This window comes from Psychrobacter sp. 1U1, assembly GCF_051847535.1.
Lineage (GTDB): Bacteria > Pseudomonadota > Gammaproteobacteria > Pseudomonadales > Moraxellaceae > Psychrobacter > Psychrobacter saeujeotis.
This window is the reverse complement of sequence record NZ_JBPYDD010000002.1, coordinates 110,429-126,233: the sequence shown is the minus strand read 5'-3', so window position 1 is coordinate 126,233 and position 15,805 is coordinate 110,429. Positions and strand designations below refer to the sequence as shown.

Here is a 15,805-nt window from a genome sequence, read left to right as displayed (position 1 = left end):
GGAGTATGAGATGTTGCAAGAGCAATGTTTATGGAACATGACTGCGCCCAATATTGACACCTACAGCCAGATGAGTAGCGATACCCAAGCGACTATCTGTATCATTGGAGGCGGTTATACAGGGTTATCGGCTGCGATTCATTTGGCCGAAAAAGGTGTTAAAGTTATTTTGCTTGAGAGCCAAACGATCGGTAGTGGCGGCTCAGGAAAAAGCGTAGGACTGGTCAATGCAGGTACTTGGGCACGTCCCGATGATTTGAACATTGCACTAGGCGAAGCGGCAGGCGAGCGTCTGACAGAAGCTCTTGGACAAGCGCCAAGCTTAGTATTTGACTTAATCAAGCGTTATGATATCGATGCGCAAGCCACGCAAGCTGGTAATATTCACATGGCACACAACGCTAAAGGTGAAATCGATGTCGATATCAGATACGAGCAGCTCAGCCGTCGCGGTGCAAATGTTGAGGTGTTAACTGGCAACAAATGTCATGAGTATTGTGGTACCAAAAGTATCAATAAAGCACTGTTAGATCACCGCGCCGGTACCATAAATCCGCTGGCCTATGTCAGAGGACTGGCAAAAGTAGCGACAGATCTTGGCGTGACTATCTACGAGCATTCAGCCGTTGAAGCATTAGAGAAAGTAGATGACCATTGGTACACAAGGACTTCTAAAGCCCGCGTAAAGTCTGAGCGCGTCATTATTGCGACGAATGCCTATACCGAAGGCGAATGGACAGAAATTACCAAGACGTTTTATCTGGTTTATTACTATCAGATTGCGTCCGAACCGCTGAGTGGAGAGGCTGCAGATCGTATTTTACCTTATAAGACAGGCGCATGGGACACGCGACTAGCGTTATCTAGCTTTCGCCGTGATGACGATGATCGCTTATTATTGGGAACGGTAGGCGGTACCCAGCTTAAACCAAAATCTTTTTACCAATCATGGGCCAACGCTGTGCAAAAAAGCTATTATCCAGATTTGCCAGCATTTAAATGGCAATATGAGTGGACGGGCAGCTTTGGCTTCACCCAAGATCATATCTTCCGAGTCATGGAGCCCGATGAAGGCTTACTGACAGCCACGGCTTATAACGGACGCGGCATTACCACAGGCACGCTAATGGGTAAGTGCTTTGCAGACTATATACTGACGGGTAATAGAGAAAGTATCCCTTTACCATTTAAGACCTTAGAAGAAGCGAAAGTCTCTTTTGGAGGAATTAAATCTGGATTTACTGAAGTAGGATTAACGCTGTATCATGCAGGGCAATGTTTAAAAATCATCAGATAAATTGATGAGCATTCTTGTAAGCTATATAAATCAGTAAAGTATTGATTAATAACCGTATTAGCATTATGGTTAAAGCCAGACAGCATTTATGTTGTCTGGCTTTTTTCTTCTATTTTCATCATTCATAAAACAGTTATATTTAAAAAAATGGACACTCACATGCAGGCACCTAGCAATAAAAATCTCACTCATATGGCTAATGTAGTGAATAATAAAACGTGGTTATTCGTCCCAGCGACTCGAATAGATAGGGTAAGCAAAGCCTTTGCTAGCGGTGCAGATGCAGTGATTGTTGATTTAGAGGATGCGGTTGCTCAAGAGGATAAGGGGCAAGCGCGCAAAGCATTGCAAGGATATTATGATAGTGCAGACGATCAACCAGTTTGGGTACGCATTAATCAAGCAGGTAGTACTGATTTTGCTGAAGATATAAAAGCATGTGAGCAGATGCCCAATCTTGCTGGCGTCATATTACCTAAAGCTGAACAGGCCACAGATATCGAATACATTCATCATTTAACCGGATTATTTGTCATTGCATTAATAGAAAATGCCATCGGTTTGCATCAAGTCAATGCTATGGCAAAAGCGACAGGACTGGTCGCATTCAGTTATGGCTTTCTAGACTTATGCAATGATCTGGGAGTCCAAGTAGGGACGCTAGCGGCAGATATCGTCGCCAATCAGATTCGCTATCAATTAATCCTTACTTCAAAAATCAATCAGCTGTCGCCGCCCATTGATACGGTGTATCCCGATTTTAATGATGCCAAAGGGTTGAGCGCGCGCGTACAGCTATGGTCACAAATGGGCATGTCCGGCATGCTCTGTATTCATCCTAAGCAAGTGGTTGTTGTGCAAAACGCGCTGCAACCAACAGATGCTGAAATTGAGTTTGCTAGGCGTGTGATAGAAGAGTATGAGCGCAGTGGACAAGCTGTGTTTAAAGTAGATGGTGAAATGGTCGATGCGCCAGTGATTCAGCGCTGTGTACAGCTGTTAGCTAAGTAGGTTGAGAAGCAAAATCTACGTTTTATCACACTTATTATGTACACAGTTAAATTTACAATTTTTACATATAAGCCACTTTGCCCGTCGATATACTCGCTTTTAATTTGAACTGGAGAAACCCATTGCGCGCTGTCAACTATAAGTATGTGATTGTTATCGTACTGCTGCTGCTTGCCGTTGGTTTTGTGATATTCCGTTGGTGGCGAGGGCCGTTGTTGCCTAGTTACAGCGTCTCATCCATGCCACTGGTACAGACGGTGGTAGCGACCGGACGTGTAGTAACGACGTCACGTACTCAAGTGGGTAGTGAAGTAACTGGTGTGGTACTTGAGCGCTTGGTACAAGAAGGTGACCAAGTTGCAAAAGGAGATCTATTACTGGTACTAAGTTCAGATGGCGTTGCTGCTCAAGTGCGTCAAGCTGAGGCTGAGTTGGCTGAACTTATAACTAGTACACGACCACAAGCCGTAGTGGATTTGTCCAAAGTGAAAGTGCAGCTAGCGCAAGCTCGTCGTAACGTAGCACGTCGGCGCGAGTTGGCAGCGATTTCGGCAATTTCAGATGAAGAGATGGAGCAAGCAGAGCAGGTGGAAGATCAGGCTCGTAATGATCTTAAAGCAGCACGTTTGCGAGCAGAAGCATTAGCATCTGGCGGCGTTGAGGAGGTTTTACTACGTGAGCGTATCGCTACCTTGCAAGCGCAACTTGATAAAACTAAAGTACGTAGCGAGGTATCAGGGACGGTATTGACCCGTGATGTAGAGCCTGGTGATTTGGTGCAGCCTGGTCGAACTTTATTTACCATTGCGCTCGATGGAAGTACAGAGATTGAGGTGCCACTTGATGAGCGTAACTTGTCACGGCTAGCATTGCAGCAGAGTGCGATAGGCGTCACTGATGCCTATCCAGACAAACCTTTTGCTGCTCGTATCAACTTCATTGCACCAAGCATTGACTCACAGCGCGGTACAGTCGAGGTTAGATTAAGCGTTGATCCAATGCCTCAATTTTTGCGTCAAGACATGACGGTATCGGTAAATATCGAAACAGGTCGCCGCGAGCAGGCGCTAGTGATTCCAAATGATGCTTTAGCGAATGTCCAAGAGGATAATGCCCAAGTACTGCTATTGCATAATGGTAAAGTACAACGGCAGAAGGTAACTTTAGGCCTGCGTGGCTTAGCAATGTCTGAAGTTATCAAAGGTCTAAACGTTGGCGATCAAGTATTAGTTGATGCAACTTCATCATTGGCTGATGGCGCGCGAGTACGCACTGAAGTACAAGCAATGCCATTCTCTGAAAGTAGCAAAGATGTAAATAGCAATGTGCCAACTAACGATAATAATTCAGCTACCCGTAATGAACCAGCGGTGAAATTAAATTGAAAAATTTCTTCGGGCGACTATGGATTGAAGCAACCATTGCGATGAGTTTTTTGCGCGAGGGGCGTGCGCAGTCGTTAATGATTACCGTAGGCGTAGCAGTGGGTGTGGCTGTTATCATCTTTATTACGGCTCTGGTTCAGGGGTTGCAGTCTAATCTTATCGAAAACACTTTGGGCACTCAGGCGCATATTCGTTTGTTGTCACCGGATGAAGTCAATCGGGTGATTCCGCCTAAAGCTGGTACTGTACAATTGGTACAAGAAGATAAACGCCCACAGCGACTACGATCAATCAATAACTGGCAACAGGTAACGACGACTTTGGATCAGCTGCCATTGTTGACGGCAGTATCACCGACGGTATCAGGGCCAGCATTTGTCCGTCGCGGTGATGCATTAGAGTCGGTAGCACTTGTTGGTACCGACCTTGAACGTTACCAGAAGATCATTCCGCTGGAAGATTATCTCATTAGTGGCAAGCTGCGAGTAGGCGCTGATGATGTGCTGATTGGTAGCGAATTGGCAAAAAACCTAGGAGTGCAAGTAGGTAGTAAGCTGCGCATAGAAACTGGGCAACAGAATAGTGCAGTAGTAAATATCGTCGGTATATTTGACTTAGGTGTACGTGAGTTAGATGCTCGCTATGTCTACTTGGATTTGAAGCAAGCACAATCACTACTCAGTCTTCCAGGCGGGGTCACCGTAATTGATTTAACCGTCGCAGATATCTTTGCAGCAGAAGATATCGCCGCGCAGGTAGGTCGCTTGACTTCGTTGCAAGCAGAGAGCTGGATTGAGACCAACTCGCAACTGATGAATGCGCTTTCCGCACAAAGCTTATCTACCAATATGATTATTGTCTTTGTGGCTATCTCGGTGGCCTTTGGCATTGCGAGTGTGCTGTCCGTCAGCGTTGTGCAGCGCACTCGAGAGATTGGTATTTTACGTGCAACTGGCGCTACCCGTCAGCAAATCTTACGAATTTTTCTGATTCAGGGTGCAGTCTTTGGTTTACTTGGATCAATGCTAGGTAGCGTAGCCAGTTACGCTCTAGTATGGGTGTTTAATACTTTTGGACCAGGTTTATTTTATATTCCAGTGTCTGCAAACTTAATCATGCTGGCAATGTTACTAGCGACGCTCACTGGTATTCTGGCTGCTGCGATACCATCACGTCGAGCCGCTGCTCTGGATCCAGTAGTGGCTATTCGCTATGTTTAATCACATGCCAAATCATGAGTCCAATACTATGTCTGACAATACATCTAATAACTTTCATAATTCTCATAACATTCATAACTCTAATAACCCTCATGAAGTCCTGCGTTTAGAGGCGTTGAAAAAATCTTACAACATTGGTCAGCCTAACGAGATTGAGGTATTGCATGGTATTGACTTACGCATTGATAAACACGATTTTGCTGCACTGATTGGCCCTTCTGGCTCTGGGAAAAGTACGTTGCTAAACGTGCTTGGTTTGCTTGATAAGCCGACCAGTGGTGAGATCTATCTGTTAGGACAGGCCACTAGTAATATGGATGATGCTGGACGTACTGCTTTGCGAGGCCATAGTATTGGTTTTGTCTTTCAGTTTCATCACCTCATTCAGGCGTTTACAGCGTTAGACAATGTGTTGATGCCACTGATGCTGACTCAAGGTCGCCCAGATAAGCTGGCGTTACAAAAAGCACGTGACTTACTGGCTGCGGTTGGGCTGGAGAAGTTTGCTGATACTAAGCCGAACGAGCTTTCGGGTGGTCAACAGCAGCGAATAGCCATTGCAAGAGCGCTTATAACGGAACCTGCGCTATTATTGGCTGATGAACCGACTGGTAATCTAGATACAGTCACAGCTGCTGAAGTGTTTGAGCTGTTCCGTAAGGTCAATCGTGAACACGATTGTGGCGTACTTTTGGTCACTCATGACCCACGTCTGTCGGCTTCCTGTGATCGTACTATCAATCTGGTAGATGGGCTGATCGAAAGTGACACGTTAAATACTAAATAAAATTAGTGGATACCTTATTAAAGAATACCTTCGAATATACCATCAATATACTTTTCTACCGCATCCGTATCATTGCTGACTTGCGCATAAGTTCTTAAACCCATTACTTGAATTTGAAAGTAGCGGGCCAGTTCAGCTGGATCTTTATCACTGCTAATTTCACCATTATCAATGGCTTGCTGAAAGGTCTTAACAAAAGAAGCTTCAACACGTTCTAAAATGCTTGTCGCGTGATTAAGCAGTTCTGGACTATCGTTTTGCGTCAACTCACCAATAGTTTTGACCACCATACATATGCCGCTGGGTGCGGTGCCTTTACTACAAACAGTAACGCTATGAATAAACCGTTTTAGGCCAGCAAGCACTGTTTCTTCTTGGGCAATGCTATTGGCGAGATTCGCAGCACCTTCTTCCGCATATCGATTTAATGCCTCTTTAAACAAATTGTCTTTATTGCCAAAAGCGGCATAGATACTACCGGGGCGCATATCGACGACATCTTGCAGATTTCTCATAGAGGTAGCGTGATAGCCCTTTTCCCAATAGAGGTTTTTGGCTTTTTCGATGACATCATCACGATTAAACTTCGCTTGTGCACTCATAATTTTCACCTTAAAAGCTAGTATCTTATTAAAGATATGAGCTTATTAAAAATATAGTCTTAAAATCTGGAAAACCAAGTCACACTAATATTATTGGCAGAGATTATTGGTAGCGTTAATCCTAAACAACAAAAGCATAACCATTATAACGTGCTGCTAGGATAATTTTTTCTTGCATTATAGCTAGCCGTTCAATGCTGCAAAAAACTTATCCCAGCAGCCCTGTATTGGTGAGAACCAATTACTCTGGTTTTAGTGCCAACACTTTATCGATATCTGTCGCACTATGGCGATTTTCCAGCTGTTCCCATTCTTCACCGTGAGTACGGTTAACGATGCGGCCACGTTGTACGGCTGGTCGCGCTAAGATAGCTTTTGCCCAGCGCTGCACATGGGTGTAATCATCGACTTGCAAAAAGTCCTTGGCCTCATACTGATTACCCAACACCAAATTGCCATACCAAGGCCAAGTGGCAATATCAGCGATACTATACTCATCACCAGCAATAAATTCATTTTTCGCTAATTGCTTATCGAGTACGTCCAACTGGCGCTTGGTTTCCATTGTAAAGCGATTGATGGCATATTCAAACTTTTCGGGTGCATAAGCGTAAAAATGCCCGAAACCGCCACCTAAGTACGGCGCAGAACCATGTAACCAAAATAACCAGTTGAAGACTTGGGTACGTTTGCTGCCTTTTTCAGGCAGTAGTACGTCAAACTTTTCAGCAAGATAAACCAAAATAGAAGCCGATTCAAACACAGCTTCAGGCTCAGCGCCAGAGTTATCAACGAAAGCTGGGATTTTAGAGTTAGGATTGATATCTACAAAGCCTGATGAGAACTGATCGCCTTCGCCAATATTAATCATATGGGCGTCATATTCTGCGTCTTTGCCCAGTGCTAACAACTCTTCTAGCATGATGGTGACTTTTTGACCGTTAGGCGTGCCCATTGAATATAGTTGCAAAGCATGTTTGCCTATTGGCAACTGTTTTTCATGGGTAGCACCTGAAACGGGGCGATTCACACTGGCCCACTTACCGCCACTCTCTGTATCATGCGTCCAGATTTTCGGGGGTACATATTGGTTTTCCATTATTATTCCTATTTCTATGTCTGTGGTTATTCAGCGTTTTTCGCAAAGTTTTGTGGATAGAGGGCACGTGCAGCTGCGTCATCAAAGTCAGATTTGAACTGAATGTCTTTAGCAATATTGCGGGCTTTATCTACCGCAGGACGAGTGTTTATACTAGTAAACCAACGTTTGAGGTTTGGATAATTATCTAATCCTTCTTCGCCCAATACAAACGTTGCTTTATCAACCCAGCCCCAAGCTGAAATATCCGCAATAGAGTAGTCGTCACCGACCAAATATTCACGGCCTTCCATATGCTTATCTAGCACCTCATAATGACGCTCGGCTTCACGAAGATAGCGATTGATCGCATAAGGTATTTTTTCGGGCGCTTTATGTTTAAAATGCACGGATTGACCAGAAAATGGGCCTAAGCCGGTCGCGACAAACATTAGCCATGAGAGCATCTCCCCCTCGGTCTTCTGGCTTTCCTGCAAGCTGGCCTGTTTTTTCAGCCAAGTACATCAAAATAGCCGTCGAATCAAAGACACGGTTGCCATCATCTTCGATAGCTGGCGTTTTACCATTCGGGTTAATCGCGCGATATTCAGGCGTATGTTGCTCACCTTTCATCGTATCTATTGGCATGAGCTCGTACGCGAGACCTGTCTCCATCAGATAAAGAGCTACTTTCATAGGGTTTGGGGTTTGATGAAAATAAAACTTAAGCATGTTGGTATCCTTAAAGGGCTCGAAAGGTTTAGGTATTAGTCTTACAACCACTATAAACAAAAATGAACGACCGTTCAAGTTGTTTTGAGCAATCGTTCATTTCATTGGAGTAACTATAAAAACGTCTCTTACTAAGCAGATTTTTGCGGACGTAACAATAAAGCAAGTCCAATCGCTACAAAGGCTGCGATGCCAGACACCATATAACTGATGCTAAAGTCTCCCGTAATTTCTGCCAGATAGCCTGCTGCCACTGGCCCAAGAGCCTGTCCACCTGAAAAGGCAAAAGTCAGCGCTGCAAGTGCACTTGCCGCCGCTGCAGGTCCAAAATAATCGCCGGCAGAGGCCGCCATAATGACAGGAACGCTCCAAACCACTAAGCCAAACAGGATAATGGACAAATACAGTCCTAAAGTCCAATCAGTCAATCCAACCAGCAGATAAGCGATGGCAAGGAAGAAAAAAGCCAGCGCGAGACCAAGGCGGCGGCCAATGTGGTCAGAAATCCAGCCAAACAACATGCCTGAAAAGACACTAAGTAGACCTATCCATGCCCAAATACCGCCCGCAGTCGCTTCACTCAGTTGATACGATCCAACCATGCTAGTCACGATAAAGGTCACGTAAACCATATAAGTGGCGCCATAAATGGCAAAAATGATACCCAAATGTACGAGCAGTTTGACGTTACTACGTTCTAGCTTTTTCTTATTTTTTACAGGTGAGGTTGGTACACGTCCAAAAGGATTTTGATTGACATCGTCTGGATGATTGCGGATCAAAGTGAAAGTAAGCCAAGCTACCACGATATTGATAACCGCAAAAATCAGCCAACCCGTTTGCCAAGACAGTAGACCAGAGATAGGTAAGAGTTTTGGAACCACAAAGCCCGATAGAATAATGCCAAACCCAGGGCCAGCCATGACCAGTCCTAAGGCGAGACCACGATGCGAAGGGAAGAACCAATGCGACATGACGCTCATCATCGGTAAGACCACACCGCCGCTACCAATGCCAGTCAATACGTAAAGTGCGCAGAGTAGAGGAAAGCTTGTGGTAAAAGCCATACCGAGCATAGAGACTGCTATTAAAAGCAGGCTGGCAGTACCAGTGATTCGAGTACCAAACCGAGGTATGATTAGCGGGCTTAGCAGAACCGCAACGAGGTATCCTATCAGGTTAGTGAATCCCAGTATTCCGCTTTGAGTGTAATTTAATCCCAAAGAAGACGACATCGATGGTAGCAACATACCAAATGCAAATCGTCCTAAGCCAAGTCCACAAAACATCGCTATAGAGCCTGTCGCAGCTACAATCCAAGCATAATTTAACCCGCCTAGTCTGATAGGAGGAGTGCTATGTTTATCTTGTTGAATGATGTCCTCAGGCATTGTGATTCTCCGAGTGGCCGAAGAAGGTGAATGTCACGCTCACAATACGAAGGGTAGATAGAGATAAACCGAATGACGTAGCTATTTTTCTTGAAAGATTGCCCATTTTACACTTATCCTTGTGTGTTTGATGCAGTACAAACGAGTCCGATAGCAATGAGTATAGCTTTGCCTGAACACTCGTTCAATAGAAGTTATAGAAGTTTATGTAAATTGCTAAGATATAGTGGTGGGTAGCATAAAAAAATGCCAACCCATCTAAGTGGCTGGCATGTGGCTGGTTCTTATCTGATTGCGTTAATTTTGATTATAGCCAGTTCAATATAAAAAGGTTACAGTGAGACTGGGATAAATTTTTTACCGCATCTGTCGGCGCAGGCACAGCACGCAAGAAAAATTTGTACCAGTCTAGCGAATTTATGCAGTGTATCTCTTTTATTTAGTAACGTAACGACTATACTTGCGGTTACTTACGGTTAACAGCAGTAACGATTTGGGTGTTTGTTAGCCAAGTCTTCTACTCAATTCAGAAAAGCGCTTTATCATATAGAGCATGAGTAGCAGAGCCACACTAGCAATAGCGGCCCCAACATAGCCTACGCTTGATAAAGACAGATGCGTCACCGCGTATCCACCAAAGAGCGCGCCTGTCCCAATCCCTAAGTTGATAATACCTGAAAACATTGACATCAGCATGTCTTGGGCGTTGACGTCGACCATAATGACTTTCGCTTGCATGGAAATAATCAGCAGCATCAGTGCCGCGCCCCATAACAAGGCAATTAGGCTGAGTGCCCAAATGGAGGTCACGACGAATAACAGCACAAGCATAGAAAAAAGCATTAATATCGTCGATATCAGCATCAACCGTGTGTTAAATCGATCACCCCAGCGACTAAATATCACACTGCCTACAATCCCTGCGACACCGAATAATAATAGTACAAAAGTGGCTGAGTTCTCACTGACTGAGCCGACCTGTCGCATAAAGGGCTCAATATAAGAGTAGGCGGTATAGTGCGCAGTAAAAACCAGTAGAATAAGCAGGTAAAGACAGACCAATAAGGGATTTTTTAATAGCTCGGGAATTTTTCTAAAGGAGCCTTCAAACATACTGGGCAAGGTCGGTAACAGCTTCGCTTGTAGAATGAACACAATGAAAGCAATTCCGCCAATGCCACCAAACGTCGCACGCCAGCCAAACCACTGCCCGACCAAGCGCCCCAAAGGCACGCCCAGCACCATCGCTAATGAAGTGCCCGTCGCAAGCACACTTAGCGCCAGTGCTTTTTTGCCTTCAGGTGCCACGCGTATGGCGATCGCGGCGGTGATGGACCAAAATATTGCATGCGATAGCGCGATCCCCACTCGGCTGATCAGCAGCACATCAAAACTCCATGCAAAGACTGACAGCACGTGGCTGGCAATAAATACCGCAAACAAACCTAAGAGTAAGCTTTTACGCTCAAAGCGACTGGTCAGTAGCATCAGCGGCAATGACATAGCCGCGACAATCCACGCATAAAGCGTCAACATCCAGCCAGTCTCAGCTGTAGTGATAGAAAAATCTTGGGCAATGTCACTGAGTAGGGCGACGGGGACAAATTCTGTGGTATTCATGATAAAGGCACTGACGCCCATCAAAAATACTTGAAAATACTGAGTCCGGCGAGCATCTGGGCTCGCCTCAATGTTGTGTTTCATAAGATCCAATACAAGAAAATGCTAGAGCGTGTCCTCACTCGATAAATAATAAAAATGAGGACAAGCCCTAATACGATAAGAAGATTAGCCAATAAAGGGGTAAAAAATGCTGTGTGGTAAACACCTTTGGCAATATAGGAATGGCGAGGCAAGATACCAAGACCGTGACATTAGTTAAAGGGATTTTTTGCTAATGATTGTTAATGAGTAGTTTAGCGTTATATGTTACGGACTAACAATAATTCTAAAAAAGAAGCACACATATCAGTATTTATTTCTTAGCAGTTGATGTGCTATTATCATTCAACAAACTATCGTGGGTTTAACAGTTTTGACATCGCTAACCATACTTATAATAAATGGTGGCGTACAAACCTTGCAACTTCCAGCGCGATATAAAACAATCCTGGTAAAGCGCATGAGCCTGTACTCCGACGTCCTCATTTGTGCCTGATATCATAATTTTTGTCGGAGTTATAGGAATCTAAGGTGTTCAATATCATGAGCCAATCAACCAATCCATCCAAATATACCCGCCGCTATCATCCGCGTCATCCACTGGCTCAGTATGCGATTATTCAAATAGAGACGCTTGAGCTGCGTGCGCAGGACATCATCAAAACCATGGGTTATCCTTTAAAGCATACTATACCTGCTTGCGAGCGCTTACGTCATGTATTGTGTCATCGCTATCTTGGGCTTGATGGTAGCTATATGGACAAATATTTTACAGCTGATGAGTTTTTAGCAAAGCTATTCACGATACTTGAGTTGCCTTATGAGCCATTTGCAGAAGATATCGCACAGATTAAATATGAGTTGGGACATGACCCTAATTCTCTACCAAAGCATCACTTACAAGCAGAGGTAGGTTTTGACTGTGTCGATACAAATTGGGTATCTTGTGACGCAGCCTCACGTTTGGCTCAGCTACGGCTGTCATCAGCGTTTGCCACATTGGATGAAACTGAGCGACAGACAATTGTTCAAGAACGTATTTGCGAGTATTATCAGTAGTAGGTGGTGATCTGTCTTAAAGCGATATCATCAAGTGGTATTAATTATCAGTCAAGAGAATCAAGAGGTCGATAATGTAGAGCATAAGTTGCCATGCCCTAATGACAACTATAAATTGCTTTGTTCCAAATTTGATAAAAACGCGGCAAAACCGTCATTTACCCGGCCGTTTACCCGGCTACTGGTGATGACTCGCACGCGATTGCTCCAAGTGATAGCATAACCTTGGGTCTCAAATTTTTTGACCAAATCCACATCTTCATGACATGGTAGGAGACTAAAGCCACCAACAGCAAGGTAAGCTCGACTACTAAAACTCAAATTTGCTCCATGAATATGCCGATGTCCCATCTTGTCTTGATAGTGAGCAACATAATCGTGTCGCGTTTGCGGTGACAAGTTTGTCCAGTCATCGATACTTACCACACCGCAAATCATATCAGTCGACTGCTGAGTTATATGAGCGATTTGTTGCAATAGCCAATCTGTAGTCACAACCGTGTCAGCGTCTGTACAAGCAATCCACGTCGCCCCCTGTGTGATCGCATGTCGAATACCCAAACCTCGTACCCGTCCCACACAACGATACTCACAACTTATATGATTGACTGCTAGGTGTTTGACAATAGAGAGGGTGCCATCGGTGCAGCTATCAAGCACGACAAGTGGATATGCGGTAATGATCGAGGGGAGTCGTTCAATGGCAGTTTGCACCGACTCTAAGCAGGCGCTAATAGTCGATGCCTCGTTGTGAGCGGGAATCACTATACCGATTTTTATATCGTCCATAATTTTCTCATTGTTTAGCGACTGGTCTTACTCCGTCATACTTCATTATATTCGTCATATCAGATTTTCTTGCATGGCGACCGAGCGCGGAGAACGTTGCCAAACGTCTAATAAAAAATCACAATCTACAATCTGGCTTTGATGATTAAACGTTGCTTGCGGCGTTTCTTTGTCATTTATAGTATGAAAGGTTTGGTGCAGACGTTGATGTACTGTCTCGCCCGTCATTACAAAGCCATCAATACTATATCGCCAATGGCAGAACAGTATGGTGCCACCTATTGCAAGGTTTTGCTGAGACCAAGCGATAACCTTATCGATATCAGTGGGCGATAAATAATACAAAATTTCACTAATAACAATTAAATCAAAAGGAGGATTATGCGTGTCTAAAACCTCTGGTTCTGATAAAGGATAGGCTTTTAACAGCGCATCTTGTAAATTCAACAACGTATTAGGAATAATCCCTTGAATCATCTTAGTATGAGCGTGTTTCGTCAAGCGTTGTTTGGCAAGTGCTACCGCCTGATGATTGCCATCTACGCATGTCAAAGTCTGACAACGTTGGGTCAATAACTCGCTGAATACGCCATTGCCAGAGCCCAACTCGATGGCATTGTTATACTCTGCCTGTGGTAGTATCGCTAGACAAATATCACGTTTTCTTTTTTCATACCAGCGGGTCTGATACTCCCATGGATCAGTGTTGTCGTTATATAGGGCATCAAAATACGTTTCTGAGTAGGCATCAGTGTGATTGTCAATATGAGTAGAACTGTCCAAGGTCGTGTTGGCGTAACTATCAGCAAGGTCGGCTGATGACGTCGATTTAGGTGAGTGGCTCATATAGATAAACTTCCCAAGGTTGGCTAATTCTAGCAATGGTTTGAGTAGATAAAATAGGGGGGTTGCCTGTACTTTCATCAACGGTAATTTGACTGTCAAAACAAGTAATGGCTTGGCTTTTACGCTGTAATTGCTCAGCGTTCAAATCAACTCTAACGGCATGATGCCAAGGAATGCGAGTGTCGGCAGGCTTAGCCCAGTGCCATGCCCAAATCAATACCTGATAACATGCTAGATGCTGCTGCTTAGCAAATGCAGTGACCACGCGCCCTGTCGCCTCATGATCAGGATGGCCGTCGTGCGTAAAAGGCGTCACTAAAATATCATCAGGCTGGATAATAGCGGCCAGTTTTTGCCAAAACTGCTCCTGCTCGGTAAACACATTGCCATCCGTCAAATTTAGCGCAACGATGGTCACTTGGTGAGCGATACCCAATACTTCTAACGCCGCTAGGCTTTCTTTTGGACGGATAATATCAAGCTGCTGCGGAGGATAAATCTGTGAGTCTGGATGGCTTTGCGTGCCATTGGTCACGTGAATTAGCATAATAGGATTGCCATTAACCGCTACTTGCTGTAGCAAACCACTAGAGCCTAATATTTCATCATCAGGATGCGGGGCAAAAATGCACAGCCGTTGGTTTGGCGAAAAACGCTTGGCAATATCTAACCGAGGTAGGTTTTGTAGTCCTTGCCAGTTTTTCCAACTCTCTATACTGGTGCCATCGCCTGCTATCATACGATCGCCAACGATTGGATGATGACTCTCAGACGTAGCCATATTAGAAATTACAGTTGCCATATATTTACCTGCCCGTCTGTTAAATCACTGGTTGCAATGCTAGATAGCTCGCCAATTTTTTGTAAATCAAACGCGCCATGACTTTGACGGATAAACACGCTTAGATCTGCTGATAATCTTGCAAAATGCGCGTTACCACAAAATGGTGCCGCGCCCAATGCTTGTCCAGCACTCTCTATTACTTGCCGAGCGACTTGCTCGACATGCGCCCTTAATTCGCGAATAGCCAACTCATGGGACAGCGTGGGCTGGGTATCTATAAGTTGAGCGACATGATGAAAATACTGTTGAGTCACACTCAATGCTGTACTGACTTGCCCAGAATACATGGCTTTATAGTCGTTTGGTTTTTTTTGATAAGACTGCATTAAATAAGTGGCTATACATGAGGCTGCGCCATACCAGCAAGCAGCAACTCCTGCCGCTCCATGCCAAAATCCTACGCGCTCTAGGTACGCATCGGCTTTCCCAGCAGTATTAGCCGTTACTTGTTCGAACGTTATAGCGGCAGTATCAGTGGCTTGCATACCTACTGCTTGCCATCCACTATTATCAATCGCAATGCCATCTTGCTGCATATCTACGACAAGCAGTTGTGAGCGCCCATGCTCATCTCGATAAGTCATTACGCCATAGTTGACAATATTCGCGCCTGAACACCACGCTTTTGTACCACTTATTTTGTCTTGCTCATAGCGTATGGGATCAGGGTGGCCTTCTGACGCCCAAACTGCGCATAGCCCTTTTACTGCTTTGTCATAACCCAGTTCGTGCAAGATGCTTAAGGCATCTAGGTGCGACTCAAACCACTTTATAATCGTTAAGTCGATACTAGCAACATACGCCAGCACTTGCCAACGGACTAATGTGCGTGAGTCCGTTCCATTATTACCGGCAGCACCGCTGGCAGGATGCGGGATTTTGTCACTATAAGTGATTAAGAGATTCAATATGTCACGGCGCAACTCGTCCGTTATGACAGGCAAGTCAGTATCTGTTAAATCGGTACTTATCACGTCTCTTATAGCGGCTTTAATGTCCTGTAATAAAGTATCTTTTGCGTCTAGCATAAGGGTTCCCTAATTATTTTTATAAATAAGCTATTGGGACTGCGCCCAAGGACTAGCATGGGTTAAATGTTATT

General features: G+C 44.6%; 16 protein-coding genes. 6 read left to right on the top strand and 10 right to left on the bottom strand.

Translation table 11 applies throughout. The features are described 5' to 3' along the window. The first annotated feature begins 10 nt into the window (after positions 1–10). From amaA to ACS8FB_RS02840, 5 genes are all read left to right on the top strand, one after another. Positions 11–1,297: an L-pipecolate oxidase gene (gene amaA / locus ACS8FB_RS02860; RefSeq protein WP_439260913.1), complete on the top strand. Its 1,287-nt coding sequence runs from the start codon at positions 11–13 to the stop codon at positions 1,295–1,297. A 159-nt stretch (positions 1,298–1,456) separates the two neighbouring features. After that, positions 1,457–2,308, top strand: a complete 852-nt coding sequence (locus ACS8FB_RS02855) for an HpcH/HpaI aldolase/citrate lyase family protein (protein ID WP_439260912.1) — start codon at positions 1,457–1,459, stop codon at positions 2,306–2,308. A 122-nt stretch (positions 2,309–2,430) separates the two neighbouring features. Continuing rightward, positions 2,431–3,693, top strand: coding sequence for an efflux RND transporter periplasmic adaptor subunit (locus ACS8FB_RS02850; RefSeq protein WP_439260911.1), 1,263 nt, complete (start codon positions 2,431–2,433; stop codon positions 3,691–3,693). After that, complete coding sequence (locus ACS8FB_RS02845; protein WP_439260910.1) at positions 3,690–4,913, top strand: ABC transporter permease; 1,224 nt, start codon at positions 3,690–3,692, stop codon at positions 4,911–4,913. The genes ACS8FB_RS02850 and ACS8FB_RS02845 overlap by 4 nt, the downstream gene beginning before the upstream one ends. 28 nt (positions 4,914–4,941) lie before the next feature. Then, complete coding sequence (locus tag ACS8FB_RS02840; RefSeq protein ID WP_439260909.1) at positions 4,942–5,700, top strand: ABC transporter ATP-binding protein; 759 nt, start codon at positions 4,942–4,944, stop codon at positions 5,698–5,700. Between the two features lie 17 nt (positions 5,701–5,717). Here ACS8FB_RS02840 and ACS8FB_RS02835 read toward each other — a convergent pair whose 3' ends face one another. The 6 genes from ACS8FB_RS02835 to ACS8FB_RS02810 all read right to left on the bottom strand — a co-directional run bounded on the left by ACS8FB_RS02835 (position 5,718) and on the right by ACS8FB_RS02810 (position 11,207). Beyond that, positions 5,718–6,302: a TetR/AcrR family transcriptional regulator gene (locus ACS8FB_RS02835; RefSeq protein WP_439260908.1), complete on the bottom strand. Its 585-nt coding sequence runs from the start codon at positions 6,300–6,302 to the stop codon at positions 5,718–5,720. A gap of 241 nt (positions 6,303–6,543) precedes the next feature. Beyond that, positions 6,544–7,404 (bottom strand): glutathione-dependent disulfide-bond oxidoreductase, encoded by an 861-nt coding sequence (yghU, locus tag ACS8FB_RS02830; protein WP_439261290.1) that lies wholly within the window; start codon positions 7,402–7,404, stop codon positions 6,544–6,546. Positions 7,405–7,427: 23 nt separating this feature from the next. Continuing rightward, positions 7,428–7,790 carry a glutathione binding-like protein gene (locus tag ACS8FB_RS02825; protein WP_439260907.1) on the bottom strand — a complete coding sequence of 121 codons (363 nt, stop codon included), beginning with the start codon at positions 7,788–7,790 and terminating at the stop codon, positions 7,428–7,430. After that, complete coding sequence (locus tag ACS8FB_RS02820) at positions 7,780–8,112, bottom strand: glutathione S-transferase N-terminal domain-containing protein (protein ID WP_439260906.1); 333 nt, start codon at positions 8,110–8,112, stop codon at positions 7,780–7,782. Before ACS8FB_RS02820 ends, ACS8FB_RS02825 begins: the two co-directional genes overlap by 11 nt. Before the next feature lie 131 nt (positions 8,113–8,243). Then, entirely contained in the window at positions 8,244–9,503 is a 1,260-nt protein-coding gene (locus ACS8FB_RS02815; protein WP_439260905.1) for an MFS transporter, read from the bottom strand. Positions 9,504–10,007: 504 nt separating this feature from the next. Next, positions 10,008–11,207, bottom strand: a complete 1,200-nt coding sequence (locus ACS8FB_RS02810; protein WP_439260904.1) for a sugar transporter — start codon at positions 11,205–11,207, stop codon at positions 10,008–10,010. A gap of 501 nt (positions 11,208–11,708) precedes the next feature. Between ACS8FB_RS02810 and ACS8FB_RS02805 the strand changes: the two genes are divergently transcribed. Beyond that, positions 11,709–12,224: a hypothetical protein gene (locus ACS8FB_RS02805; protein ID WP_439260903.1), complete on the top strand. Its 516-nt coding sequence runs from the start codon at positions 11,709–11,711 to the stop codon at positions 12,222–12,224. A 108-nt stretch (positions 12,225–12,332) separates the two neighbouring features. Here ACS8FB_RS02805 and ACS8FB_RS02800 read toward each other — a convergent pair whose 3' ends face one another. The 4 genes from ACS8FB_RS02800 to ACS8FB_RS02785 form a co-directional block, all read right to left on the bottom strand. Continuing rightward, positions 12,333–13,004: a glycosyltransferase family 2 protein gene (locus tag ACS8FB_RS02800; protein WP_439261288.1), complete on the bottom strand. Its 672-nt coding sequence runs from the start codon at positions 13,002–13,004 to the stop codon at positions 12,333–12,335. 63 nt (positions 13,005–13,067) lie between these two features. Next, entirely contained in the window at positions 13,068–13,859 is a 792-nt protein-coding gene (locus tag ACS8FB_RS02795; RefSeq protein WP_439260902.1) for a class I SAM-dependent DNA methyltransferase, read from the bottom strand. Continuing rightward, positions 13,843–14,661, bottom strand: a complete 819-nt coding sequence (locus tag ACS8FB_RS02790) for a PIG-L deacetylase family protein (RefSeq protein WP_439260901.1) — start codon at positions 14,659–14,661, stop codon at positions 13,843–13,845. Before ACS8FB_RS02790 ends, ACS8FB_RS02795 begins: the two co-directional genes overlap by 17 nt. Then, positions 14,649–15,731: an acyl-CoA dehydrogenase gene (locus ACS8FB_RS02785; protein ID WP_439260900.1), complete on the bottom strand. Its 1,083-nt coding sequence runs from the start codon at positions 15,729–15,731 to the stop codon at positions 14,649–14,651. The genes ACS8FB_RS02790 and ACS8FB_RS02785 overlap by 13 nt, the downstream gene beginning before the upstream one ends. Positions 15,732–15,805: the final 74 nt, after the last annotated feature.